24 protein-coding genes and 1 pseudogene are annotated in these 23,137 nt (G+C 69.5%); 14 read left to right on the forward strand and 11 right to left on the reverse strand.

Annotated features, from left to right (window positions below; all coding sequences use genetic code 11):
- Positions 1 to 177 precede the first annotated feature (177 nt).
- The 3 genes from J3P31_RS18485 (at position 178) to J3P31_RS18495 (ending at position 1,384) form a co-directional block, all read left to right on the forward strand.
- A complete protein-coding gene (locus J3P31_RS18485) occupies positions 178 to 492 on the forward strand; it encodes an I78 family peptidase inhibitor (protein ID WP_210529999.1) in 315 nt (104 codons plus the stop codon).
- A 67-nt stretch (positions 493 to 559) separates the two neighbouring features.
- Positions 560 to 910 (forward strand): I78 family peptidase inhibitor, encoded by a 351-nt coding sequence (locus tag J3P31_RS18490; protein ID WP_210530000.1) that lies wholly within the window; start codon positions 560 to 562, stop codon positions 908 to 910.
- A 123-nt stretch (positions 911 to 1,033) separates the two neighbouring features.
- Positions 1,034 to 1,384: a DUF2794 domain-containing protein gene (locus tag J3P31_RS18495; RefSeq protein ID WP_210530001.1), complete on the forward strand. Its 351-nt coding sequence runs from the start codon at positions 1,034 to 1,036 to the stop codon at positions 1,382 to 1,384.
- A gap of 13 nt (positions 1,385 to 1,397) precedes the next feature.
- On the opposite strand, the gene J3P31_RS18500 is transcribed toward J3P31_RS18495, so the two are convergent.
- A complete protein-coding gene (locus J3P31_RS18500; protein WP_210530002.1) occupies positions 1,398 to 2,219 on the reverse strand; it encodes a C40 family peptidase in 822 nt (273 codons plus the stop codon).
- A complete protein-coding gene (locus tag J3P31_RS18505) occupies positions 2,216 to 3,601 on the reverse strand; it encodes a leucyl aminopeptidase family protein (protein WP_210530003.1) in 1,386 nt (461 codons plus the stop codon). Before J3P31_RS18505 ends, J3P31_RS18500 begins: the two co-directional genes overlap by 4 nt.
- Positions 3,602 to 3,741: 140 nt before the next feature.
- Here J3P31_RS18505 and J3P31_RS18510 point away from each other — a divergent pair, with 140 nt between their 5' ends.
- The gene (locus J3P31_RS18510; protein WP_210530004.1) at positions 3,742 to 4,386 is read left to right on the forward strand and encodes a carbonic anhydrase; all 645 of its coding nucleotides are present in this window, start codon (positions 3,742 to 3,744) and stop codon (positions 4,384 to 4,386) included.
- A 162-nt stretch (positions 4,387 to 4,548) separates the two neighbouring features.
- Here J3P31_RS18510 and J3P31_RS18515 read toward each other — a convergent pair whose 3' ends face one another.
- The 3 genes from J3P31_RS18515 to hemN form a co-directional block, all read right to left on the reverse strand.
- Positions 4,549 to 5,571 carry an aspartate-semialdehyde dehydrogenase gene (locus J3P31_RS18515; RefSeq protein ID WP_210530005.1) on the reverse strand — a complete coding sequence of 341 codons (1,023 nt, stop codon included), beginning with the start codon at positions 5,569 to 5,571 and terminating at the stop codon, positions 4,549 to 4,551.
- Between the two features lie 59 nt (positions 5,572 to 5,630).
- Entirely contained in the window at positions 5,631 to 5,759 is a 129-nt protein-coding gene (locus J3P31_RS21680) for a hypothetical protein (protein ID WP_256439179.1), read from the reverse strand.
- Between the two features lie 248 nt (positions 5,760 to 6,007).
- Positions 6,008 to 7,363: an oxygen-independent coproporphyrinogen III oxidase gene (hemN, locus tag J3P31_RS18520; protein WP_210530006.1), complete on the reverse strand. Its 1,356-nt coding sequence runs from the start codon at positions 7,361 to 7,363 to the stop codon at positions 6,008 to 6,010.
- A gap of 130 nt (positions 7,364 to 7,493) precedes the next feature.
- Between hemN and fnrL the strand changes: the two genes are divergently transcribed.
- Positions 7,494 to 8,255, forward strand: a complete 762-nt coding sequence (gene fnrL / locus J3P31_RS18525; protein ID WP_368373114.1) for a transcriptional regulator FnrL — start codon at positions 7,494 to 7,496, stop codon at positions 8,253 to 8,255.
- 27 nt (positions 8,256 to 8,282) lie between these two features.
- On the opposite strand, the gene J3P31_RS18530 is transcribed toward fnrL, so the two are convergent.
- Positions 8,283 to 9,119 carry a universal stress protein gene (locus J3P31_RS18530; RefSeq protein WP_210530008.1) on the reverse strand — a complete coding sequence of 279 codons (837 nt, stop codon included), beginning with the start codon at positions 9,117 to 9,119 and terminating at the stop codon, positions 8,283 to 8,285.
- A gap of 190 nt (positions 9,120 to 9,309) precedes the next feature.
- On the opposite strand from J3P31_RS18530, the gene ccoN reads away from it, so the two are divergent.
- Genes ccoN through ccoP form a run of 4 tightly spaced genes read left to right on the forward strand, consistent with a single transcriptional unit; the run spans position 9,310 to position 12,768 of the window.
- The gene (ccoN, locus tag J3P31_RS18535) at positions 9,310 to 10,902 is read left to right on the forward strand and encodes a cytochrome-c oxidase, cbb3-type subunit I (RefSeq protein ID WP_210530009.1); all 1,593 of its coding nucleotides are present in this window, start codon (positions 9,310 to 9,312) and stop codon (positions 10,900 to 10,902) included.
- Between the two features lie 11 nt (positions 10,903 to 10,913).
- Positions 10,914 to 11,639 (forward strand): cytochrome-c oxidase, cbb3-type subunit II, encoded by a 726-nt coding sequence (gene ccoO, locus J3P31_RS18540; protein WP_210530010.1) that lies wholly within the window; start codon positions 10,914 to 10,916, stop codon positions 11,637 to 11,639.
- A gap of 11 nt (positions 11,640 to 11,650) precedes the next feature.
- Positions 11,651 to 11,890, forward strand: a complete 240-nt coding sequence (locus J3P31_RS18545) for a cbb3-type cytochrome c oxidase subunit 3 (protein ID WP_210530011.1) — start codon at positions 11,651 to 11,653, stop codon at positions 11,888 to 11,890.
- Positions 11,887 to 12,768 (forward strand): cytochrome-c oxidase, cbb3-type subunit III, encoded by an 882-nt coding sequence (gene ccoP, locus J3P31_RS18550; RefSeq protein ID WP_210530012.1) that lies wholly within the window; start codon positions 11,887 to 11,889, stop codon positions 12,766 to 12,768. Before J3P31_RS18545 ends, ccoP begins: the two co-directional genes overlap by 4 nt.
- 70 nt (positions 12,769 to 12,838) lie before the next feature.
- On the opposite strand, the gene J3P31_RS18555 is transcribed toward ccoP, so the two are convergent.
- The 3 genes from J3P31_RS18555 to J3P31_RS18565 form a co-directional block, all read right to left on the reverse strand.
- Positions 12,839 to 13,051 carry a DUF1127 domain-containing protein gene (locus J3P31_RS18555; RefSeq protein ID WP_210530013.1) on the reverse strand — a complete coding sequence of 71 codons (213 nt, stop codon included), beginning with the start codon at positions 13,049 to 13,051 and terminating at the stop codon, positions 12,839 to 12,841.
- A 103-nt stretch (positions 13,052 to 13,154) separates the two neighbouring features.
- On the reverse strand, positions 13,155 to 13,670 hold the full coding sequence (locus J3P31_RS18560) for a hypothetical protein (protein ID WP_210530014.1): 516 nt from the start codon (positions 13,668 to 13,670) through the stop codon (positions 13,155 to 13,157).
- A gap of 84 nt (positions 13,671 to 13,754) precedes the next feature.
- Positions 13,755 to 14,435: a DUF2270 domain-containing protein gene (locus J3P31_RS18565; protein WP_210530015.1), complete on the reverse strand. Its 681-nt coding sequence runs from the start codon at positions 14,433 to 14,435 to the stop codon at positions 13,755 to 13,757.
- Positions 14,436 to 14,568: 133 nt separating this feature from the next.
- On the opposite strand from J3P31_RS18565, the gene J3P31_RS18570 reads away from it, so the two are divergent.
- The 4 genes and pseudogenes from J3P31_RS18570 to ccoS form a co-directional block, all read left to right on the forward strand.
- Positions 14,569 to 16,104 (forward strand): 4Fe-4S dicluster domain-containing protein, encoded by a 1,536-nt coding sequence (locus J3P31_RS18570; protein WP_210530016.1) that lies wholly within the window; start codon positions 14,569 to 14,571, stop codon positions 16,102 to 16,104.
- Position 16,105: 1 nt separating this feature from the next.
- Entirely contained in the window at positions 16,106 to 16,570 is a 465-nt protein-coding gene (locus J3P31_RS18575) for a FixH family protein (protein ID WP_210530017.1), read from the forward strand.
- 4 nt (positions 16,571 to 16,574) lie between these two features.
- Positions 16,575 to 18,758 (forward strand): heavy metal translocating P-type ATPase, encoded by a 2,184-nt coding sequence (locus J3P31_RS18580; RefSeq protein ID WP_210530018.1) that lies wholly within the window; start codon positions 16,575 to 16,577, stop codon positions 18,756 to 18,758.
- A gap of 1 nt (position 18,759) precedes the next feature.
- Positions 18,760 to 18,915: pseudogene (gene ccoS / locus J3P31_RS18585) on the forward strand (cbb3-type cytochrome oxidase assembly protein CcoS); the annotation flags it as partial.
- 183 nt (positions 18,916 to 19,098) lie between these two features.
- Here ccoS and J3P31_RS18590 read toward each other — a convergent pair.
- Together J3P31_RS18590 and J3P31_RS18595 are read right to left on the reverse strand one after the other, a co-directional pair.
- Positions 19,099 to 20,724, reverse strand: coding sequence for a GMC family oxidoreductase (locus tag J3P31_RS18590; protein ID WP_210530020.1), 1,626 nt, complete (start codon positions 20,722 to 20,724; stop codon positions 19,099 to 19,101).
- 22 nt (positions 20,725 to 20,746) lie between these two features.
- On the reverse strand, positions 20,747 to 21,466 hold the full coding sequence (locus J3P31_RS18595; protein ID WP_210530021.1) for an FCD domain-containing protein: 720 nt from the start codon (positions 21,464 to 21,466) through the stop codon (positions 20,747 to 20,749).
- A 188-nt stretch (positions 21,467 to 21,654) separates the two neighbouring features.
- Here J3P31_RS18595 and J3P31_RS18600 point away from each other — a divergent pair, with 188 nt between their 5' ends.
- Complete coding sequence (locus J3P31_RS18600) at positions 21,655 to 23,127, forward strand: aldehyde dehydrogenase family protein (protein WP_368373115.1); 1,473 nt, start codon at positions 21,655 to 21,657, stop codon at positions 23,125 to 23,127.
- The last annotated feature ends 10 nt before the right edge of the window (positions 23,128 to 23,137 follow it).

Here is a 23,137-nt window from a genome sequence, read left to right on the forward strand (position 1 = left end):
CCGCGGGCCCTCCAGGTTCACCTCCATGATCTCCAACGGCCGGCCAGCCGCCACAGCCACCGCAGCCCGCGTGCGCATCGTGGTCCTCCCAGATTGTCCGGAGCAGCGTCCACCATTCAGCAGCCGAATTCAACCACTTCGCTTGGCTGGACGCGGGCGTGCGCTAGGCTTGGGGACATGACCCAGCTTCGTGCCATCATCCCGCTTCTCGCCCTGGCCGCGTTGCCCGCCTGCATCGTGCCCATTCCGGTCCCGGAAGGCACGCCGGGTGCCTTCGAGATCGTCCTGGATCCCGGCGACTCCTGCGGGGCCCGGGGCTTGCAGGACTTCGTGGGACAGGATGAGAGCGCCGTCACCTCGACGACCTTCGCGTCGCCCGGACCTGTCCGCGTGGTCCGGCCGGGGAGCGTCGTCGCCGCGGATTCGAACCCGCAGCGGGTGAATTTCCGGACGGACGCGACCGGCAAGGTCGTCGCCGTGGACTGCGGCTGACCCGGCCGGGACATCGCGTCGAAGCCCGCTTGGGGCGGGCCATGGAACCGTGCTAGCATCGCCGATCATGACCCATCTTCGCCTTGCCGCTCCCGCCCTCGCCGCCCTTCTCCTGTCCGCCTGCGCCGCGCCGGCCCCGGCCCCGGACGCCCCGCCGTCCGATGGGACCGTCTCGGCGGGGGAGGCGCTGGGCGACATGCCCCTTCCCGTGCTGCCCAACCCCGCGACCGACACCTGCGGCGGCTCGGCCCTGACGGGCTACATCGGACAGGACGCTGGCAGCATCGACGCGGCCCGGTTCCAGAACCCGATCCGCGTGATCCCGGCCGGCTCGGCGGTGACGCAGGACTTCAACCCCCAGCGCATCAACTTCGAGCTGGACACCCTGAACGAGGTCGTGCGCGTCCGCTGCGGCTGACCGCACCATCGGCGGCGCAACCGGGGACGCCCCGGTGCTCCGTGCGGAAAACGGCGCATCCCGGTTCACGGGTCCGGCATTCGGTCCTTGATTTGGGGGCACCGCGCCCCCAGACTCCTTCTCATGTCCGTCTTGCCGCCGATCCCCTTTCCGGGACCCGCCAGTCCGGCCGCCCCGTCCCAGGTCGCCTTCCACCGCACCGAGCTGAGCCTCATCCTCAGCCTCTATGGGCGCATGGTCGCCTCGGGCGAATGGCGCGACTATGGCATCTCGCATCTGCGGGACGTGGCCGTGTTCTCCGTCTTCCGCCGCACGGCGGAGACTCCCCTTTACCGGATCGAGAAGCGTCCCGCCCTGCGGCTCCGCCAGGGGCAGTATGCCGTGATCGGCTCGGAGGGGCAGGTCCTCCGGCGCGGGCACGATCTGGAGCAGGTGCTCCGGGTCATCGCGCCCAAGCCCAAGCTGATCGAGTAGTCGCCCGGACGGGTCAGGGCCGCCGCCGGGCCGTGACCTCGCCGTTCCCCTGCGCCTGGATGCGCAGGATGGCCTGCTGGACCCCTTCGTAGGCCACGGCCATGTGGTGGGCGTTGGCGTGGATGAGGGTGTCCGCGTCCACCGCCATCGCGACGTGGCCCTTCCAGAACAGCAGGTCGCCGCGCCGCAGGGGCTCGGAGTCCGGGATCGCCGCCCCGATGCCCTGCTGCAGGTCGCTGTCGCCCGGGCAGGCGGTCCCGCAGGCCAGCAGCGCGGCCTGCACGAGGCCGGAGCAGTCGATCCCCAGCACCGAGTTGCCGCCCCACAGGTAGGGCACCCCGAAGTGAAGCTGCGCCACGGCGGCCGGGTCCGAGAAGGGGCGGTCCAGTGGCCGCAGGTGCGGCTTGGGGATGTAGCCTTCGGGCGTCTCCCAGAACCTGCGCCCTTCCGCCTCCACGGTGACCAGGGCCCCGAACGACAGGTGGCGCAGGTCCGGGCTCTTCATGTCGTCGTCACGGTACAGATGGGTGGCCGGGACCGCGACGCGGTGGGTCGGCGTGCGCGGCTCGGCCAGCGACACCTCGGAAATGTAGCCCACGTAGCCGTCGCGCCCGGCTTCTACGAAGGCCATGCCCTCGCGTAGTTCGTAGACCGTGACCGTCTCGCCCCAGAGCAGCTGGCGGTCGCGCATCCCGCCGGGCGAGCCGTCGAGGTCGGCCACCGGGACGGCGACGCGGCGCGCTTCTCCGGCCACATAGCGGTCCGCCTGCACGAGGCCGCGCAGGCGTTCCGCCGCGACTCGGCCGTTGGCGGGGGTCAGCCGGGCGTCCATCAAAGGCCCAGCGCCTCGGGCAGCGCGGCCAGGAGCGCGCGGGCGCCCTGCATCATGCCCCCCTTGGAGCGGCCGGGCGCGTTGGACTGCGACCAGGCGAAGATGTCGAAATGGCAGTACCGCGGCGGCGCAAAGCGGCGCAGGAACAGGGCCGCCGTGATCGCCCCGGCCATGCCGCCCGACGGCGCGTTGTCGAGGTCGGCGATCCCGGGCTCGATCAGGGCCTCGTAGGGATCGTGGAACGGAAGCCGCCAGACCGGATCGGCCCAGTCCCGCCCGCCGCGGGCCAAGGCGGCCGCCAGATCCTCGTCGTCCGTGAAGAACGGCGCGAGGTCGGGCCCTACGGCCACGCGCGCCGCGCCGGTCAGGGTGGCGAAGGTGACGGTCAGGCCGGGGTCGTCCTCCGCCGCGAGCGCCAGCGCATCGGCCAGGACGAGGCGGCCCTCGGCGTCGGTGTTGTTGATCTCGACCGTCAGGCCTTTGCGCGAGGTCAGGATGTCCCCGGGCCGGAAGGAGTCGCTGCCCACGGCGTTCTCGACCGCCGGGATGAGCACGCGCAGCCGCACCGGCAGGCCCAGCGCCATGATCGCCTGCGCGAGGCCCAGGACATGGGCCGCCCCACCCATGTCCTTCTTCATGGTGAGCATGGATGCCGAGGGCTTGATGTCGAGGCCGCCGGTGTCGAAGCAGACGCCCTTGCCGACCAGCGTCAGCCTGGGCCCTGCCGTCCCCCAGGCCATGTCGATCAGGCGGGGCGCGCGATGCGGGGCGGCGGCCCGGCCCACCGCATGGATCATCGGGAAGTTCCGCGCGAGAAGATCTTCGCCCGTGATCACCGAAAGGCCCGCCCCGAACCGGTCGGCCAAGCCCCGTGCCGCGGCTTCGAGATCGGCTGGCCCCATGTCCGAGGCCGGCGTGTTGATCAGGTCGCGGGTCAGCGCCTCGGCCTGCGCAAGCGCCTCGATCCGGGCGGCATCAACCCCCTGGGGCGCGACGAGGCGGGCGCGGGGTCCCGACTGTTCCTTGTAGCGCGTGAAGCGATAGCCCTCGAGAAGCCAGCCCAGCGCCATCTCGCGCGCTTCGGCGGGGTCGAGAGTGCCGTCCAGGCGGTAGCTCCCCTCGGGCAGCCGGGAGGCGCCCTGCCCGAGTGCGAACCGGCTGCGAGGACGCCCCTCGGCCTTGCCGCGCCCGATCAGCGCGCGGGCCACACCATGGGACCCCGGAAGGGCGAGAACCTCGCCCGGGCCGGCCTTGAACCCCAGGGCGCGGACCCAGGCGGCCTGCTCGGGCGGAAGCTGGCCCAGCGCGGACTCGAGGGCGTCGGGGCGGACGGGGACGAGGGGGATGGCGTCGTCGGAGTCGGGGGCAAAGGCGAAGGGGGACATGGGCCTATGGGGTTCGAGGGTCGGGCGTTCAGCCTAGCCCTGGAAGCGGCCGCCGCAAGGGTCCAGCCCTCCGTTGCGTCAGGCCGTCATTCCGGCCATATGGAGCAGCCTGCCGCGCTGCGGCGGGAAGGAGATCTGCCATGACTTCGCGACCGCTGCCGGAATACCTTGTTCGCCGCTACCAGGGCTGGCGGGCCACGACCTATGCCGGGAACCGTCCCTGGTACCGACGCCTAGCCGAAGAGGGGCAACGCCCCCGCGCCATGATCGTGGCCTGCTGCGACAGCCGAGTCCACGTCGCCTCGATCTTCGGGGCGGACTCGGGCGAGTTCTTCATCCACCGCAACATCGCGAACCTGATCCCGCCCTTCAAGCCGGACGGGGACCACCACGGCACCTCGGCGGCCGTCGAATACGCGGTCCGCGAACTGCGGGTCGCGCACCTGATCGTCATGGGTCATTCCCAGTGCGGCGGCGTGAAGGGCTGCTACGACATGTGCTCGGGCCATGCGCCCGAACTCCTGGAGGCCACGAGCTTTGTCGGGCGCTGGATGGACATCCTGCGGCCCGGCTACGAGGCGCTGCCCCCCGGCGACGACGCCGAGCGGGTGCAGGCGCTCGAGAAGCTGTCGGTCAAGGTGTCCCTGGACAACCTCCTGACCTTCCCCTTCGTGCGGTCGGCGGTCGAGGACGAGCGGCTCACGCTGCACGGCCTCTGGAACGACATCGGTGAAGGCACGCTGGAGACCTGGGACGAGGCGCGCGGGGAGTTCGTCGTCCTTTGACCAGCCCTTGGGCCGGTCCCGGACCCGGCGGCCGGCGGGAGCTCGCGGCCCGGCCGGTCGGCGGGCTCAGGCAGGCGACCGACAGGCCGCGAGACCCAGCACGCCGCACGATCCGGATCAAGGCCGCGGGGCATGAAGGCCTGCCCCGCGGACGCTGTGCCGTCAGCCCTTCTTGAGAGCCCGCTGGCCCAGGACCTCGGCGATCTGGACGGCGTTCAGCGCGGCGCCCTTGCGGAGGTTGTCCGAGACGATCCACATGTTGAGGCCGTTGTCGATCGTCTGGTCCTGCCGGATGCGCGAGATGTAGGTGGCGTATTCGCCCACGCATTCGATGGGCGTGATGTAGCCGCCCGCCTCGCGCTTATCGACCACGAGGCAGCCGGGGGCTTCGCGCAGGATGTCGCGGGCCTCCTCCTCGTCGAGGAAGTCCTCGAACTCGACGTTCACCGACTCCGAGTGGCCGACGAAGACGGGGACGCGGACGCAGGTGGCCGTGACCTTGATCGCGGGGTCGAGGATCTTCTTGGTCTCGACCATCATCTTCCACTCTTCCTTGGTCTGGCCGTCCTCCATGAAGACGTCGATGTGGGGAATGACGTTGAAGGCGATCTGGCGCGGGTAGACCGAGGGCTCGACCTCCTGGCCGGGGACGTAGACGCCCTTGGTCTGGTTCCAGAGCTCGTCGATGGCTTCCTTGCCGGTGCCCGACACGGACTGGTAGGTCGAGACGACGACACGCTTGATCCGGGCGCGGTCATGCAGGGGCTTGAGCGCCACCACCATCTGCGCCGTGGAGCAGTTGGGGTTCGCGATGATGTTCTTCTGGGTATAACCCATGACCGCGTCGGCGTTCACCTCGGGCACCACGAGCGGAACCTGCGGGTCGTAGCGGTAGAGCGACGAATTGTCGATCACGACGCAGCCCGCCGCCGCCGCCTTGGGCGCATAGGTCTTGGTCGCGTCCGAGCCGATGGCGAAGAGGGCGATGTCCCAGCCCGCGAAGTCGAACTGGTCGAGGTCCTGGGTTTTCAGAGTTCGGTCGCCGAAGCTCACCTCGGTCCCCAGCGATTTCCGGCTGGCGAGAGCGGCGATCTCGTCCACCGGGAATTCCCGCTCGGCCAGAATGTTGAGCATCTCGCGCCCCACGTTGCCCGTGGCGCCGACGACGACGACCTTGTAACCCATTTCCTTTTCCCTTCTCTGATCCCGCGCCCCTTACAGGACAGGCGACGGCAGCGAAAGGGTCAGTCGGTGCCGTCGCGGGCGAACAGGCGGGCAAGGAGACCCAGAGCCACGATCCCGGCAAGGCGCAGGGACGGGACGTGGGAGGCCGCGTCGGGGTCTGCGGCCACGGCATGGATGGCGACCCGCAACAGGGCATAGGCTCCGATCGGGCGGGCGGGCGATCCCGATGCGCATTGCCGGCCTCGTCCCCTGACCAGGGCAAAGTGGCCCCCGCACCCCCGAGGATCACCCCGCGCCCCTGGCCTGCGGGGCCGCCAGGCGGAACGGGCCGGTCGACCCGGGAAACCGGGACCCGGCCCGCCTCCCGCAGCGGGCCGGGCCCCCACGGGGCGCGTCCTCCCCTCGGAGCGCCCCGGAACTCGTTAACCCGACAACCTCAGAGCGCCCGGCTGTGCCGGCCCTCCGGCATGGCGTAGGCGTCGATCTCCTGCGCCACGAGCCGCGCGATCAACCGGGGGGACCGGGTCAGGCGCAGAGTTTCCCCGCCTGCGTCGATCCAGTCGGCGAACCGGTGGCGGATCGGCGCCGTGATCCGGAGGAGGTCCGGCATCGGGATCGTGTGCTGGGCGGAGATGTCCGCCAGATCGAGCTCGAACCGGCACATCAGCCGCTCGATCATGTCGGCGCGAAGGGTGTCGTCCGCGCTCATGACGTGTCCCCTCTCGGTCGCGAGGCGGCCCTTCCTGACCGCCTGGGCATAGGCCGAGGAGGTCGAGGCGTTCTGCGCGTAGCCCTGCGGATAACGCGAGATGGCCGAGGCGCCGAGCCCGATCAGCACGTCGCAGCCATCCTCGGTGTAGCCCTGGAAGTTCCGGCGCATCCGGCCTTCCTGCGCCGCCTGGGCAAGAGGGTCGCCGGGACGGGCGAAATGGTCGATGCCGATCTCCTTGTAGCCGTCCCAGACGAACATGCGGGCGGCCGCCTCGAAGAGGTCGAGCCGCTCCTCGGCCCCCGGGAGGGCATCGGCGGGGATCATCACCTGCCGCTTGGCCATCCACGGGACATGCGCATAGCCATAGAGCGCGAGGCGGTCGGGCGACAGCGACAGGATCTTCTGAACCGTGTCCGTCATCCGGGCCCGCGTCTGGTGCGGCAGGCCATATAGCATGTCCATGTTCAGGCTGGTCACGCCGGTGTCGCGGATCATGGCCACCACGTCGCGCGTCAGGGCATAGCCCTGCGCCCGGCCGATGGCATCCTGCACCGTGGGGTCGAAGTCCTGCACGCCGATCGACGCCCGGGTCATCCCGGCGGCCTGGAGGGCGCGAAGCCGCGGCTCGTCCACCTCGGTCGGGTCGATCTCGACCGAGAAGGCGACATCCTCCGGGAGCGGACGGAAGGTGTTGAGAGCCTCGCAGAGTTCGGCGAGCATGGCTGGCGGAAGGATCGTGGGCGTGCCGCCGCCCAGGTGGATGGCCGCGACCTTGACGTCGGGGCGCAGATGGCGGCCGACCAGCGCCAGCTCGGCCTTGATCTGCGCCAGATAGGGGATCAGGGGCCGGTCGGTCGAGGTGCCCTGCGTCCGGCAGGCGCAGAACCAGCAAAGCCGCCGGCAGTAGGGGATGTGGACGTAAAGCGAGACCCGGCCGCCCTGGGGAATCGCCTGGAGCCAGCCCTCCACCTCGGCGGGACCGACGCCACCGCCGAAATGGTTGGCGGGCGGGTAGCTGGTGTATCGGGGGGCCCGTGCGTCGAAAAGCCCCAGATCGCGTAAAAGCTCATGAGAGCCCATTGCCAAGCCTTCCTGAATTAACGTTATGGGAGGCAGGTTTCCTGGCACCCCCTTGAATGGTTTCCCGTCCTGCCGCACGATTCCGCGAGGTCCGCCACCCATGCCCTTCGACCGGAGGCCGTCCAAAGCCGTGAGCCCCCCTGCCCCTGTTCCCAAGCTGTCCAAGAACGTCGAGGTCGAATGCTCGGGGTGCCCCATCCGGCACCGGGCGGTGTGCGCGCGCTGTGACGCCGACGAGCTCGCGCGGCTGGAAGAGATCAAGTATTACCGCACCTACGAGGCGGGCCAGCCCATCGCCTGGGCGGGCGACGAGATGGGCTTCGTGGCCTCGGTCGTGCGGGGCGTGGCCACCATCAGCCAGACCATGGCCGACGGGCGCAAGCAGATGGTGGGACTGCTGCTGCCGTCCGACTTCCTGGGCCGGCCCGGGCGGGCCTCGACGCCCTACGACGTGACCGCCGTGTCCGACGTCACTCTGTGCTGCTTCCGCCGTCGCCCCTTCGAGGGCCTCATGGCCGCCACGCCCCATGTGGCCGAGCGGCTGCTCGACATGAGCCTTGATGAGCTGGACGCCGCGCGCGAGTGGATGCTGGTGCTGGGCCGCAAGACCGCCCGCGAAAAGATCGCCTCGCTCCTGACCATCGTGGCGCGGCGCGAGGCCACCGTGGGCCTGGGCGCCATGACCGGGCGCATCAACATCGACCTGCCGCTCACCCGCGAGGCCATGGCCGACTACCTGGGCCTCACCCTCGAGACCGTCAGCCGCCAGATCAGCGCCCTCAAGGCCGAGGGCGTCCTCGAGCTCGGCCCCCAGCGCCGCATCAGCGTGCCCGACATCCGCCGTCTCATGGCCGAGACCGGCGACGACATGGACGGCGGCCTGATCGCCTGACGTGACCATGGGGGCGCGGCCCATCCTTCAGTGGGCCATGACGAGGGGGAGCGGAACCTGCGACAGCAGGTCCCGGGTCGCCCCGCCCAGCATCGCCTCGCGCAGCCGGGAATGGCCATAGGCGCCCATGACCAGGGCGTCGCAGCCCTTGTCGGTCGCGAACCGGATCAGGATGTCGGCGATGCGGGGCTGCGTCTTGGCCAGCACCGCCACCTCGGCCTTCACGCCGTGGCGGGCGAGCCAGATCGACAGGTCCCCGCCCGGGTCCGAGCGGTCCGCGGCATGGAGCGGCGGATCGACGATCACGACATCCACCCGTTCGGCGGCCTGGAGGAACGGCAGGGCCCCGCGCGCCGCGCGCATCGCCTCGTCGGTGCCGTTCCAGGCCAAGGCGATTCGACGGAAGGGCTGCGACCAGTCCACCGGCGAATCAGGCACCACGAGGACGGGCACGCCAGTCCCGAACAGCAGGGCCTCGGCCACGGCCGGAGCCAGCGGATCCCGGCCGCGACCGTAGGGCCGCGCCACCACCGTCAGGTCCGAGAATCGGGCGAACCGCGCCGCATGGGCGCTGATGTCGAGGCCGATGACCGTGCGGGGCGCCACGTCCACGCGAATGTCGACCGGCAGGTGCGCCTTGGCCCAGGCCACCAGGGACTCGGCCTGCGCCTCGGCCTCGGCACGACCGGTTTCCACGATGATCTGGGTGGCAGCCATCGGCATGGTGTCGAGGGCCAGCGGCTCGAGCCCCAGGCAGGCCACGTCCAGGTGGGCGTCCTCGCGCTCGGCGAGGGCGGCCGCGGCCCGCAGCGCCGGGAGGTCGCGCGTTTCGTCCGTCACGACGAGGCTCAGCGTCTTGATCATGGTGCGGTCTCCTTGTTCGGACATCACCTTCGCCCGTCCGTTCCCCGGGTGCCTTGATCCCTATCAGGCGATCGCTCGAATGCGTTTGACTTGGATCAAGGCGGCACCGGCCCCGGTTTGCGAGATCACCCCCGGACCACCACGCGCGCCGCGTCTTGGCGGGCGGGTCGAATCAGAGGGACACATCCGCATGTGGGATTGGATCAAGATTGCGGTGTTCGGGGTTGTCGCCCTGTTCGCCGCCATCGCCGCCAACTGGGCACGCGACCTGGCCTACCAGGTGCACGCGCTCATCGTCATGGCCGTGGCGGCGGGCCTCTTCATCTGGAGCGTGCGGCGCACGGGGGAACCCGCGGCGCCCAGGCTCGACGAATACAACGACGGCGTGATCCGCGCCGGCGCCATCGCGACCACCTTCTGGGGCCTTGCCGGGTTCCTGGTCGGCGTCATCATCGCGCTCCAGCTCGCGTTTCCGCAGCTGAACCTGGACGTGCTGCAGGGCTACGGCAACTTCGGGCGCCTGCGTCCGCTGCACACCTCGGCGGTGATCTTCGCCTTCGGGGGCAACGCGCTCATCATGAGCACGTTCTACATCGTGCAGCGCACCTCGGCGGCGCGGCTCTGGGGCGGCAACCTGGGATGGTTCGTGTTCTGGGGCTACCAGCTCTTCATCGTGCTGGCCGCGACCGGCTACCTCCTGGGGGAAACCCAGGGCAAGGAATACGCCGAGCCCGAATGGTACGTGGACATCTGGCTCACGGTCGTCTGGGTGGCCTTCCTGCTCGTGACGCTGGGCACGATCATCAAGCGCAAGGAACCCCACATCTACGTGGCCAACTGGTTCCTGCTGTCGTTCATCGTCACGGTGGCGATGCTCCACCTCGTGAACAACCTGTCGGTCCCCGTGTCGATCTGGGGCAGCAAGTCGGTCCAGCTCTTCGGCGGCGTCCAGGACGCCATGACCCAGTGGTGGTACGGCCACAACGCGGTGGGCTTCTTCCTGACCGCGGGCTTCCTGGGCATGATGTACTACTTCGTGCCGAAGCAGGCCGGCCGCCCCGTCTATTCCTACAAGCTGTCGATCATCCACTTCTGGGCCCTGATCTTCCTGTACATCTGGGCCGGTCCGCACCACCTGCACTACACCGCGCTGCCCGACTGGGCCTCGACGCTGGGCATGGTCTTCTCGGTGATCCTGTGGATGCCCTCCTGGGGCGGCATGATCAACGGCCTGATGACCCTCTCGGGCGCCTGGGACAAGATCCGCACCGACCCGATCATGCGGATGATGGTGATCTCGCTCGGCTTCTACGGCATGTCGACCTTCGAAGGCCCGATGATGTCGATCCGCGCCGTCAACTCGCTGTCGCACTACACGGACTGGACCATCGGCCACGTGCACTCCGGCGCGCTGGGCTGGAACGGGATGATCACCTTCTCGGCGCTCTACTTCCTCGTGCCGCGCCTGTGGCACCGCGAGCGGCTCCACTCCCTTTCGGCCGTGAGCTGGCACTTCTGGCTCGCCACCATCGGGATCGTGCTCTACGCCGCCTCGATGTGGGTCACGGGCATCATGGAAGGCCTGATGTGGCGCGAAGTCGACGCCAACGGGTTCCTCGTGAACTCCTTCGCCGACACGGTGGCCGCCAAGTTCCCGATGTACGTCGTCCGCGCCCTGGGCGGGGGGATGTACCTCACCGGCGCGATCATCATGGCCTGGAACCTGTGGATGACCGCCTTCGGCAAGGTGCGCGTCGCCGCCGTCCCCACTCCGGCCGAATGAGGTAACCCCAAATGGCCTTTCTCGACTACCACAAGTCCCTGGAGCGCAACGCGACGCTCCTCCTGGGCGGCAGCCTGTTCGTCGTCCTGATCGGCGGCATCGTGGAGATCGCCCCTCTCTTCTACCTCGAGAACACCATCGAGAAGGTGGAAGGGGTCCGGCCCTACTCTCCCCTGGAGCTGGAGGGCCGCGAAATCTACCTGCGCGAGGGCTGCTACGTCTGCCACAGCCAGATGATCCGCCCCATGCGCGACGAGGTGGAGCGCTACGGCCACTACTCGCTGGCCGCCGAGTCGATGTACGACCACCCGTTCCAGTGGGGCTCCAAGCGGACGGGGCCGGACCTCGCCCGCGTGGGGGGCCGCTACTCGGATGCCTGGCACGTCCAGCACCTGAGCGATCCGCAGTCGGTCGTGCCGGAATCCATCATGCCGCCCTACGCCTTCCTGAAGGACAACCTTCTGGACGGCGAGCAGATCGCGGACCTGATGGAAACGAACCGGATCGTGGGCGTCCCCTACACGGACGACCAGATCGCCCAGGCGCGGGCCGACTTCAACGTGCAGGCGGATCCGAACGGCGACTACGACGCGCTGCTGGAACGCTATCCGGGCGCGCATGTGGCCAACTCCGACGGGCTGCCCGGCGTGTCCGAGATGGACGCCCTGGTCGCCTATCTCCAGGTGCTCGGCACGATGGTGGACTTCTCCACCTTCACGCCCGACGCGAGCCGCTGAGGGAGGATCCGGTGCAAGATACCTATTCCCTCCTCCGTGAGTTCGCGGACTCCTGGGTCCTCCTGGCGCTCACGACCTTCTTCCTGGGGGCGATCCTCTTCGCGTGGCGGCCGGGCAGCCGGTCCGTCCACGAGGACGCCGGGCAGGTGCCCTTCCGCCACGACGACCGCCCCCTCACCGACATGATGCCGAACCGAGCAACGGACTGCGGCGATGGCATCTCCGACCTTATTCCGGAGGCCCGGGCATGACACGCAACGACAAGACCCCGACGGTCCAGACCACGGGGCACGAATGGGACGGCATCGAGGAGCTGAACAACCCGCTCCCGCGCTGGTGGCTGTGGGTCTTCTACGCCACCATCGTCTGGGGGATCTGGTACACCATCGCCTACCCGGCCTGGCCCATGATCTCGGGCGCGACGGCGGGCTACCTGGGCTTCTCGACCCGCGGCGACGTGGCGACGGACATCGCCGCGGCCGAAGAGGCGCGCTCGGGCCTGATGGAGAAGCTGGCGGCGGTGGATCTCACGCAGCTTCCGCAGGATCCGGACCTCCAGGCCTTCGCCGTCAGCGCCGGCGCCTCGGTGTTCCGGGCCAACTGCGCCCAGTGCCACGGCGCGGGCGCGGCCGGCAACATGTCGGGCGGCTTCCCGAACCTGCTGGACGACGACTGGCTCTGGGGCGGGTCCATCACGGACGTCGCCGCCACGGTGACCAACGGCGTGCGCAACGACTCCTCGCCCGATGCCCGCTGGTCGCAGATGCCGGCCTTCGGCGAGATGCTGGAACCGGCCGATATCGACGCCGTGGTGAACCATGTCCTCGCCATCTCGGGGCAGGAGCATGACGCCGCGCTGGCCGAGAAGGGCGCGCAGGTGTTCGCGGACAACTGCACCGGCTGCCACGGCGAGGATGGCCACGGCATGCGCGAGGTCGGCGCGCCGAACCTGACGGATGCGGTGTGGCTCTATGGCGGCACGCCCGAGAAGCTCAAGGAAACCGTGACCTATGCGCGGTTCGGCATCATGCCGGCCTGGAGCGAGCAGTTCCGCCCCGCCAACGGTCTCAGCCAGGCCGAGATCAACGCGGTTGCGGCCTATGTCCACGGCCTGGGCGGCGGCGAATAAGTTTCCTGGCGAACTTGACCTTCCTGGTTCGTCACACTGGGCGGCTCCTCGAGCCGCCCTTTTTTGTTGGTCAGCCGTCCAGGCCCGCGATCTCGGCCCGCGACAGGCCGATGTCGCGCAGGAGGTGTTCTGACAGGTCCCCGGCCGGACGGCGAAGGGCCGCGGCATGGACCGCGGCGGCCCGTCGGGCGAGAAGCCCGCGAAGCCCGCCCAGGCGCCGCAGCTGCGACGAACGGAACTCGGGCCGGGAGAGGAGGATCTGGGAAGCGGTGAGGGCCGTCATGGAAAGGCTCCACTGAAATGTGACGATAACAATCGGAAGGGGTGGCCGCCGGCCCTGCCGCGGGGACGGGGACGACGGCCTGACGGCGCCAGGGGCGAAGGTGTCAGAGCCGGCCGAACGCCAGGGGGCGCCAGGTCCAGCCATGACGGGCCGTCAGCTCCTGGAGCGGGCTCTTCAGCTCGCGGGTCTGGAAGCGGTACTCGTAGACCTTGCCGAGGCGGAGGTCGTCCTCTCGAAAGGCCACGCCGGCGCCGAAGCTCAGCTCGATGCTCTGACCCCGGAAGGCTTCGGAGGCGAAGGCGAGATGGGGCAGGCCCGCCCGCCATTCCACGCTGAAGTCGCGCTGGACGTTCCGCACCTCGCCCGTGGCCTCGTCGAAGCGCAGGAGGACCTGCGCGCCCCGCTTGACCCCAGCCTTGGCGAAGATCTCGTACCATTGGGCGTCCACGATCCGCCATTCGGCGGTGATGTCCGCGTCCTCGGGCCCGCCCGCGCGCACCACGAAGGGCGCGGTGTCCCGGTTCAGGTCGAGAAGGGCCGTGCGAAGTTCGGCCGCGCCGCTGCGGGGAATGCCCTCCGGGGGCGCCTTGCGCCCCGTGATCAGATCCAGAAGTCCCATCGTGAAAATCCTTGCCGTGTTATGCCCCGGGTGATGCCCGATCGGGCGCGCCCGGGCCAAGGCGGGAATCCCTGACCCCTCGGCTCAGCCCTCGGGCTTGTCGTCGTCCGAGTCGGGACCGGCCCCGCCGGCAAAGGCCCAGAGCGCGAGCCCGACCCAGGCCGCGACATAGACCCCCCCTGCCCCGAGCACGAACCAGCCGGGCAACGGCCCGATCGCCGCCCGCTCGAGCACCGCCGCCGCGGACGGAGCGGGCGTCGGATGGACCAGGAGCTTGCCCAGGTAGGCCAGCATCTGGACCAGGAGGATCCAGATGTAGTTGCTCCGGACCCTTCGGGCGATCGCGGTGAGCATGGAGACGGGATAGCGCGGACGGCGGTATTCGGATGCGAGGGCGTCCCGCCAGGCGGGCTCGGTGTGCCGCCCGTCCAGCATGGAGACGAGGAACCTGGTTTCGATGAGGCGGGACCGTTCGCGCCAGACGTTGAAGTAGCGGTAGCGCCGCGCCTCGATCCACAGGAACACGAGGATCAGGATCCCCACGAGGAAGAGCGGCAACGGCGAGGCCTGCGGGTCCGAATAGGTGATGGAGAGCGCCACCCCCAAGGTCCCCACGGACCAGTTCGTCGTGGTGTCGAGCCGGGTCCGCCAGACCGTGCCCCGGTAGATCTCGGCCCGGTAGAGATGGGCAAGCGCGCCGATCTCGGCGGGGCCGAACACCGGCATGGGCCGGGGTCCGTCATCGGAATCGGGCAACATGGTCATGGATCTGGCTGCGCCCTCCTGCCGCACCTCTCGTTCCGGGCAGGTGCGGCCCGGTTGATCCATGTCAAGGTGCCTGGCCCTGCTCGGGCGCATGACGGTCGACAACAACAAGACGACCGCCAGGAAGCCGACCATGAGCCAGACCAGCACGCCGTCCCTTTACGCCGCGCGCGAGCCCATCTTTCCGCGCCGGGTGTCGGGAAAGTTCCGCACGCTCAAATGGGTCATCATGGCCGTGACCCTGGGCATCTACTACCTGACGCCCTGGATCCGCTGGGATCGCGGTCCGAACCTGCCCGACCAGGCCGTGCTCGTGGACATGGCCGGCCGGCGCTTCTTCTTCTTCTGGGTCGAGATCTGGCCCCATGAATTCTACTTCGTGGCCGGGCTGCTCATCATGGCGGGGCTCGGGCTCTTCCTGTTCACCTCGGCGCTGGGGCGGGTGTGGTGCGGCTACGCCTGTCCGCAGACCGTCTGGACCGATCTCTTCATCCTGACGGAACGCTGGGTGGAAGGCGACCGCAACGCGCGGGTCCGCCTGTGGAACGCGCCGTGGTCGCTCAACAAGGCACGCCTCCGGCTCACCAAATGGACGATCTGGCTGCTGATCGGCCTCGCCACCGGCGGGGCCTGGGTCTTCTACTTCGCCGATGCGCCGACGCTGCTGCGCGCGCTCGTGACCGGGCAGGCGCATCCCGTGGCCTACATGACCATGGCGACGCTCACCGCCACGACCTTCGCCTTCGGCGGCTTCTTCCGCGAGCAGATCTGCATCTACGCCTGCCCCTGGCCGCGCATCCAGTCGGCCATGATGGACGAGGAAACCATCACCATCGGCTACCGCGACTGGCGCGGCGAGCCTCGTGGCAAGGCGGGCAAGGCGGCCCGCGCCGCAGCCGGCCAGCCCCCCGCCTTCCGCGCGCAGGAAAAGGCCCTCGCCCAGAATGCCGTCGCCTTCGCCGGACCGGAGGCGGCCCCGGGCGCCGCCGCGGGCGTGACGCTCAGGACGGTGGGCGACTGCGTGGACTGCATGGCCTGCGTGAACGTCTGCCCCATGGGCATCGACATCCGCAACGGCCAGCAGATGGAGTGCATCACCTGCGGCCTTTGCATCGACGCCTGCAACGAGGTCATGGACAAGCTGGGCCGCCCACGCGGGCTGATCGACTACTTCACGCTGGAGGACGAGCGGAAGGAGCGCGCGGGCGGGCAGGCCAAGAAGATCTGGAAGCACATCCTGCGGCCGCGCACGATCCTTTACACCTCGCTCTGGTCGCTGGTCGGCGTGGGCCTGATCGTGGCCCTGTTCGTCCGGCCCTCGATCGAGGTGGACGTCTCGCCCATCCGCAACCCCCTCTACATCACGCTGTCGGACGGGACGATCCGCAACGCCTACGACCTGCGCATCCGCAACAAGCACGGGGAGGAGCGGCGCTTCTCGCTCGCCTACTCCGCCGACGCTCCGTTCGTCCTCTCGGTCGAAGGCGCCCCGGACGGCGTGGTGACCGTGCCTGCGGACCAGACGGGCGAAGCCCGTGTCTATCTCGAAGCCGCGCCGGCCACCGAGGCCGCCCGGACCGAACGATCGGAGATCCGGCTTTGGATCACGGACCTTGCCGACGCGGACCGCGCCTCGGTGGAGACCCTCTTCAACGGAAAGGCCAACTGAGATGACCTCCCTGTTCCGCGGCCCGATCACCGGCCCCAAGGCCTTCGCGATCTTCTCCTCGTTCTTCGTGGTCATCATCGCGGTCAACGTGATCATGGCCTACCAGGCGATCCACACCTTTCCCGGCCTCGAGGTCGAGAACTCCTATGTGGCGAGCCAAAGCTTCGACGCCGAGAAGAAGGCCCAGGAAGAGCTGGGCTGGACGGCCCGTGCCGCCGTCCGCGATGGCGACCTGACCCTGACCCTCCTTGGCCCGGACGGGCAGCCGGTCCAGGGCGCGACGGTCACGGCCATCCTGGGCCGCGCCACCACCGAGACCGAGGACCAGACCCCGGCGTTCACCTTCGACGGCCAGGCCTGGCACGCGCCCGTCACCGTGGAGCCGGGCCGCTGGCATCTGCGGCTCAGCATCACGGCCCTGGACGGCACCCTGTTCGAGCAGCGGCTCGACCTTCTGGTGGAGTGACGCAATGAGCCTCACCGAAGCTCCCGGCTCGCTTGGATGCATCGGCTGCGTGACCGCCCCTGCCGCGCAGGGCAAGGGCGAGGCCGCCGCCGAGAACGAGATCGTCCTGGCCGTGCCCGGCGCCGATTGCGCCGCCTGCATCCCGCAGCTCGAGGAAGGCCTGGCCCCCCTGCCCGGCGTCCGCGAGGCGCGGGTGAACCTGTCGCTCCGCCGCCTGCGGGTGCGGCACGACGGGAGCCTTGCCCCCGAGGACCTGATCCCCGAGGTGGCCAAGCTCGGCTACGAGGCGCTGCCCCTGGACCTCGTCGCGCTTTCGGGGACCGAGAACGACAGGATCGGGCGCGACCTCGTCATGCGCCTGGGCGTGGCGTTCTTCGCGATGATGAACGTCATGCTGCTTTCCGTCGCGGTCTGGTCGGGGGCGGATGACGCGACGCGCGACATGTTCCACTTCATCTCGGGCGCGATCGCGATCCCGACGGTGCTGTTCTCGGGGAAGCCCTTCTTCCGATCGGCCTGGGCGGGGGTGAAGCGGGGGCGGCTCGGGATGGACTTCCCGATCTCCCTCGCCCTCGTGCTCGCGTCGTCGATCTCGGTCTACGAAAGCTTCCACGGCGGGCATCACGCCTACTTCGACGCGGCGGTGATGCTGACCTTCTTCCTGCTCGGGGGGCGCTATCTCGACCACATGACGCGGGCCGCCGCGCGCTCGGCCGCGCAGGAACTGGCCGCGCTCGAAGTGCCGCGCGCCATCCGGCTCACCGCCGAGGGCCAGGAGACGGTGGCCGTGGCCGACCTGGCCGTGGGCGATCTCATCTCTGTCCGTCCAGGCGCGCGGGTGCCCGCCGACGGCGTGGTCACGGACGGCGAAAGCGAGATCGACCGCTCGCTCCTGACCGGCGAGTCCCTCCCCGCCCGCGCGGCTCCGGGCGAGACCGTCAGTGCGGGCGAGGTGAACCTGACCGGCCCCCTCACCGTGCGCGTCACCGCCGCGGGGAAGGACTCGTCGCTTGCGCGGATGGCGGCGCTGGTCGCCGTCGCCGAGGAGGCGCGGAGCCGCTACACCTCCCTGGCCGACCGGGCGGCGCGGGCCTATTCGCCGCTGGTCCACACCCTGTCATTCAGCGCCTTCGCGTTCTGGATGTGGAAGACCGGCGGGGACGCCCGTTTCGCCATCAACATCTCGGCGGCGACGCTGATCATCACCTGTCCCTGCGCGCTGGGCCTCGCGGTGCCCGCGGTCGTCACCGCGGCCAGCGGGAAGCTGTTCAAGAAGGGCCTGCTCATCAAGTCGGGAACCGCGCTGGAGCGGCTTGCCCAGGTGGACACGGTGGTCTTCGACAAGACCGGCACGCTGACGCTGGGCGCGCCCGAGCCGCTGGACCTGGACGCCCACGAGGCCGACGATCTTCGGGTGGCGCTGGCGCTCGCTCTGGGATCGTCGCATCCCCTGGCGCAGGCCCTCGTGAAAGGCACGCAGGCGATGGGTCTTCGGCCCGCTCATGTGACCGAGATGCGCGAAGTGCCGGGCCACGGCATCGAGGGGGTCTGGCAGGATCAGCGGGTCCGGCTCGGCCGCGCCGACTGGGTGGGGGCCGAAGCGGGCGACGTGACCGCGACGACCCTCAGGATCGGCGGCAACGCCCCGGTGACGTTCGCCTTCGCGGACTCGCTCCGCCCCGGCGCCGAGACGCTGGTCCAGGCGCTGGCCGGCCAGGGCCTGGACCTGCACCTCGTATCGGGCGACGTGCCCGGCGCGGTGGAAGGGCTGGCCCGGCGGCTCGGCATCCCGGCCTGGACCGCCCAGGCCAAGCCCGAGGAAAAGGCCGCCTATGTGAAGGCGCTCGCCCGGCAGGGCCGGCGCGTGCTGATGGTCGGCGATGGCCTGAACGACACGGCGGCCCTGGCCGAGGCGCTGGTGTCGATCTCGCCCGCGTCCGCGCTGGATGCGGCGCGGGCGGCCTCGGACATCGTGCTGATGGGCCGGGATCTCGCGCCCGTCGAGGATGCGCTCCGCATCGCGCGGCAATCGGTGCGGCGGATCCGCGAGAACTTCTACCTGTCGGCGGGCTACAACGTCGTCTCCGTGCCGATCGCCCTGATCGGCCTGGCAACGCCGCTTCTGGCCGCGCTGGCCATGTCGATCAGCTCCGTGACCGTGACCCTGAACGCGCTAAGACTGAAGTGACATGGACGTCCTGATTCTCCTCGTGCCGGTCAGCCTGGGCCTGGGCCTGCTTGGTCTCCTGGCCTTCGTGTGGACGTTGCGGCACCGGCAGTACGAGGATCCGAAGGGCGACGCGTCCCGCATCCTCTCGGACCGCTGGGACGACCGGCCGGCGCCGGCCGAAGATCGCGCGCCGCGGCAAGGGCGGCCGGATCGGGCAGGCCCCTCGGAAGGCAAACGCGGTTAGGCGATGACCTCGCCGCGCGAGGATGCTCGCGCGGCGCGTCAGGCCCGAGGATGAGCGGCAGCCCGGAGCCGCCTCCTCCCCCTTACGGAAGGAGCGCCGGCATCGGGCCGGCTGTCACTCGAGTCCCATGACGAAGTCGGCGCAGCGGTCCCCCAGCATCAGGGCCGGAGCCGTGGTGTTCCCGGCGTTGATGTTGGGGCAGGCGGACATGTCGGCCACCCGCAGCCCCTCGATCCCCCGCACCCGCATGCGCGCGTCGAGCACGGCCATCCGGTCGCCATCGGCGCCCATCCTGGCCGTCCCGGCCGGATGATAGTTCGTCTTGACCATCTTGCGGCAATGCGCGGCAAGGCTTTCGTCGTCGAGCCTTGCGGGATCGGGGAACTTCACTTCCCTGGTGCGGCTCCTGAGGGGCTCGGTCTGGAAGGCGCGCAGGAAGAAGCGCTGGCCCTCGATCATCGCCCGCATGTCCTCGGGCTCCTTGAGAAGGTTCGGCGAGACGATCGGCTTGTCGGCGGGGTTGGCCGAGCGGAGCTTCACCCAGCCTCGCGACTTGGGCTTCACGACCACCGTGGTGATGGTCATGCCGTAGGTGTTCTGCATGACCTTGAGCAGGTCGCGGTCGAGATAGACGATCGGGACGCAAAACGCCTGGATGGTCGGCTCGGCCGTGGGATCTGTCGGGTTGACGAAGGCGCCGGCCTCCACCCCCGCCGAGGTGATCACGCCCGTCCCGAACAGCTTGAAATGGAGGCCGTGCTTGATCATCCGCCACCCCTCGCCCTGGCGGTAGTAGCCGTACTTGCCGTTGGCGACCGAGATGATGGGCACCTCGGGATGGTCCACGAGGTTCTGGCCCACGCCGGGGTGGTCGGCCAGCACCTCGACCCCGTGCTCGCGCAGGTGGTCCGCGGGTCCGACCCCCGACAGCATCAGCAGCTTGGGCGTGATCAGCGCGCCGGCCGTCAGGACGACCTCGCCGCGGGCGTAGCTGCGATGCTCCTGCCCCGTCTTGTCGCGCCACAGGACGCCGACCGCGCGGCCGTTCTCGATCAGCACCCGTTCGGCGCGCGCCTCGAGCCGCAGGTCGAGCCTGGGGTCCTTCTCGAGAGGCGAGATGAAGGCATAGGCGGCCGAGGACCGCTTTCCGTGGCGGTTCATGAACTGGTAGAAGCCCACGCCCCGCTGGGCGGCGCCGTTGAAGTCGGGGTTGAAGGGCTCGCCCATGCCTTGGACCGCCTGCACGAACCAGCGCGACATCTGGTCGATGTGCCCGGGGTCCGAGACCTGCAACGGCCCGTCCACGTTATGGAATTCGTTGTAGATGCGGTTGTTGTCCTCCATGCGCCGCATGTGGTGCAGGACCGCCGGCCAGGACCAGTCCGCGCCGTCGTTGTTGCCGCGCAGGATCTCGTTCCACTCCTCGTAGTCCGAGGGGCGCCCGCGCATGTAGACCTGCGCGTTCACCGAGCTCCCGCCTCCCAGCACGTTGCCCTGCGGGATGTCGTGGGCGCGTCCGCCCAGATGCTCCTGCGGCGGGGTCGTGTGGTAGTGCATGAACTTGCTGCCGTTGATCATCTTGAAGATGCCCGGCGGCATGTCGAGCAGGGGATGGCGGTGCGAGTACCCTCCCTCGAGAAGGAGCACCCGGTGCCCGCCATCCGTCACGAGCCGGGACGCCGCGACGCAGCCGGCCGCACCCCCGCCCACCACGATGTAGTCGTATTCCTCACGTGACATGCTGGTCTTCCCCGTGGAGCCGTCAGAGGCCCTCGAATGTGCCCCGGACATATTCCCAGGCGGCGTTGAGATGGGAGGTGAGCGCGGCCTCGGCCGCATCGGGATCGCGGTCCTGGATCGCCGTGAAGATGTCCCGGTGGCGCAGCCAGTTCACCCGGTTCCGTTCGGGGGATCGGGGCATCTTGGTCCAGTGCTCGGCCAGCCAGGCGGTGAAGGCCTTGTGAACCGCGGGAAGGATGGGGTTGCGCGGGATGTCGTAAAGCACCGCATGGAAGGCCACGTCGGTCGCATAGAACCGTTCGCTGTCGGGAACGGCCGCCTCGTTCTCGGCCAAGGCCCGGGCCAGCGCGGCAATGTCGGCCTTGCGGGCCTGGAGAGCCGCGTGCCGTACCAGCGCCCCTTCGATCAGGATGCGCGTGTCGTAAAGGTTCTTCACGCCCCCCGACTCCCGAAGGAGATGGCCGACGACCCCCCCCGCCGCGGCCAGGGCGGCGTCCGCGCCCGGGCGGCGCACCACGGGACGGTATCGGGGACGGCTTTCCACGAGGCCCCGGCTCGCGAGCTGGGCCACGGCTTCGCGCACCACGGTCCGGCTTACGCCGTAGGTGTCGATGAGGTCGCGTTCCGGCGGAAGATGCGCCCCGTCCGGCAGGGCCCCGGACACGATGCGCGCCTCCAGCTCCCGGACAACCGCGTCGGCGGCGCGCGTTCCCAGGCGCAAGATTTCGGTTTCGTCGGTCATTCAGGCAAGTCCAAGGCCGCTCTGGTATGACTATATAGATGCCAGCGGACCGCGCAAATGGAAGTTGCAGCTATCCCTGCGAACGTTTGCACCTGCAGAAATAAGCCTATCTGTGAATCGGCTCTTGACTACCGGCCCCAAATAAGCCCCAATGCCGCCAGTTTGGTCATACCAAAGGCGACTTGCTGGTGCTGAACGGCCTTCTTTCCATGATTTCCGACGCGCGCCCGTTCGAGGCGCGCATGTTCATCAACGGCCAGTGGCATGATCCTGCCGGGCTGGCGGTGGACGAAGTCGAGGATCCGGCCACCGGCCGCATCATCGCGACCACGCCGGCCGGAACCCGCGCCCATGCCGAGGAGGCGCTGGCTGCCGCCCGGGCCGCCCAGCCCGCCTGGGCCAGGATCCCGGCGGTCGAACGCGGCCGGGCCGTTCTGGCGCTGGCCGATGCCGTCCATGCCGAGGCCGAGACGCTGGCCCGCATCGTGGTCCTGGAACAGGGCAAGCCCCTGGGACAGGCGCGGGGCGAGATCGGCGCGACCGAGACCTTCCTGCGCTACGCCGCCGAGTGGGCCCGCCGGATCGAGGGGGAGATCCTGCCCTCCGACGCCGAGAACGAGGAGATCTGGATCCGCCGCCTGCCGCACGGGGTCGTGGCGGGGCTGACGGCCTGGAACTATCCCTCGGCGCTGGCGACGCGGAAGCTCGGTCCCGCCCTGGTCGCCGGGAACACCTTCGTGCTCAAGGCGCACGAGTTCACCCCCCTTTCGGGCTTGGCCCTGGCGGCGCTGGCCGAGCGGATCGGGCTGCCCCGGGGGGTGTTCAACGTCGTGACCGGCGATGGCCGCAACGTCGGCCGCGCGCTGGTCGAAGGCGCAGACATGACCACGATGACGGGGTCGACCCGCGCAGGCCGCGAGATCTATGCGGCGGGCGCCCCCTCCATCAAGAACCTCCGCCTGGAACTGGGCGGCAAGGCCCCCTTCATCGTCATGGAGGACGCGGACATCGAACGCGCGGTGGACGCCGCCGTGGCCGCGCGCTTCACCAACTGCGGGCAGATCTGCACCTGCAATGAACGCATGTATCTGCACGAGGCCATCGCGGACGAGTTCCTCGACCGCTTCGTCCAGAAATCCAGGGCCCTGAGCATCGGCCCCGGCATGGAGGACCCCGACCTGGGCCCCAAGATCTCGGGCGGGGAGGTGGAGAAGGTCGAAGCCATGACCGTTGCCTCCATCGAGCAGGGCGCAGAGGTGCTGCTTCGGGGCGGCCCGCTGACGGAAGGCCGGTACGAGCACGGGCATTTCATGGCGCCGACCGTGCTGCTGGCGCGGTCGAACGACTTGCCGGTGATGAAGGACGAGGTCTTCGGGCCCGTCGTCGCGGCCCAGCGGATCGGCTCCTTCGAGGAAGCGCTGACCCTGGCCAACGATTCGGCCTACGGGCTCTCGGCCTATGTCTGGTCGGCGAACCTCAAGCGGGTCTTCCAGGCGGCCGAGGGCCTGCACTTCGGCGAGATCTACTGCAACCGCACCAACGGGGAGCTGGTGCAGGGCTTCCATACCGGCTGGGGTCTTTCGGGCCTGGGCGGGGAGGACGGAAAGTGGGGCTTCGACGGATACCTCCGAAAGAAGACCATGTACGTGAATTGGGCCTGACGACAGGCCC

It is taken from the genome of Rubellimicrobium arenae (assembly GCF_017916275.1).
Lineage (GTDB): Bacteria > Pseudomonadota > Alphaproteobacteria > Rhodobacterales > Rhodobacteraceae > Rubellimicrobium > Rubellimicrobium arenae.

What these genes read in the sequence shown, in the direction of transcription:
- J3P31_RS18485 (WP_210529999.1), top strand. Translation starts at nt 178, where the DNA reads ATGACCCAGCTTCGTGCCATCATCCCGCTTCTCGCCCTGGCCGCGTTG.
- J3P31_RS18490 (WP_210530000.1), top strand. Translation starts at nt 560, where the DNA reads ATGACCCATCTTCGCCTTGCCGCTCCCGCCCTCGCCGCCCTTCTCCTG.
- J3P31_RS18495 (WP_210530001.1), top strand. Translation starts at nt 1,034, where the DNA reads ATGTCCGTCTTGCCGCCGATCCCCTTTCCGGGACCCGCCAGTCCGGCC.
- J3P31_RS18505 (WP_210530003.1), bottom strand. Translation starts at nt 3,601, where the DNA reads ATGTCCCCCTTCGCCTTTGCCCCCGACTCCGACGACGCCATCCCCCTC.
- J3P31_RS18510 (WP_210530004.1), top strand. Translation starts at nt 3,742, where the DNA reads ATGACTTCGCGACCGCTGCCGGAATACCTTGTTCGCCGCTACCAGGGC.
- J3P31_RS18515 (WP_210530005.1), bottom strand. Translation starts at nt 5,571, where the DNA reads ATGGGTTACAAGGTCGTCGTCGTCGGCGCCACGGGCAACGTGGGGCGC.
- hemN (WP_210530006.1), bottom strand. Translation starts at nt 7,363, where the DNA reads ATGGGCTCTCATGAGCTTTTACGCGATCTGGGGCTTTTCGACGCACGG.
- J3P31_RS18530 (WP_210530008.1), bottom strand. Translation starts at nt 9,119, where the DNA reads ATGATCAAGACGCTGAGCCTCGTCGTGACGGACGAAACGCGCGACCTC.
- ccoN (WP_210530009.1), top strand. Translation starts at nt 9,310, where the DNA reads ATGTGGGATTGGATCAAGATTGCGGTGTTCGGGGTTGTCGCCCTGTTC.
- ccoO (WP_210530010.1), top strand. Translation starts at nt 10,914, where the DNA reads ATGGCCTTTCTCGACTACCACAAGTCCCTGGAGCGCAACGCGACGCTC.
- ccoP (WP_210530012.1), top strand. Translation starts at nt 11,887, where the DNA reads ATGACACGCAACGACAAGACCCCGACGGTCCAGACCACGGGGCACGAA.
- J3P31_RS18555 (WP_210530013.1), bottom strand. Translation starts at nt 13,051, where the DNA reads ATGACGGCCCTCACCGCTTCCCAGATCCTCCTCTCCCGGCCCGAGTTC.
- J3P31_RS18560 (WP_210530014.1), bottom strand. Translation starts at nt 13,670, where the DNA reads ATGGGACTTCTGGATCTGATCACGGGGCGCAAGGCGCCCCCGGAGGGC.
- J3P31_RS18565 (WP_210530015.1), bottom strand. Translation starts at nt 14,435, where the DNA reads ATGACCATGTTGCCCGATTCCGATGACGGACCCCGGCCCATGCCGGTG.
- J3P31_RS18570 (WP_210530016.1), top strand. Translation starts at nt 14,569, where the DNA reads ATGAGCCAGACCAGCACGCCGTCCCTTTACGCCGCGCGCGAGCCCATC.
- J3P31_RS18575 (WP_210530017.1), top strand. Translation starts at nt 16,106, where the DNA reads ATGACCTCCCTGTTCCGCGGCCCGATCACCGGCCCCAAGGCCTTCGCG.
- J3P31_RS18580 (WP_210530018.1), top strand. Translation starts at nt 16,575, where the DNA reads ATGAGCCTCACCGAAGCTCCCGGCTCGCTTGGATGCATCGGCTGCGTG.
- J3P31_RS18590 (WP_210530020.1), bottom strand. Translation starts at nt 20,724, where the DNA reads ATGTCACGTGAGGAATACGACTACATCGTGGTGGGCGGGGGTGCGGCC.
- J3P31_RS18595 (WP_210530021.1), bottom strand. Translation starts at nt 21,466, where the DNA reads ATGACCGACGAAACCGAAATCTTGCGCCTGGGAACGCGCGCCGCCGAC.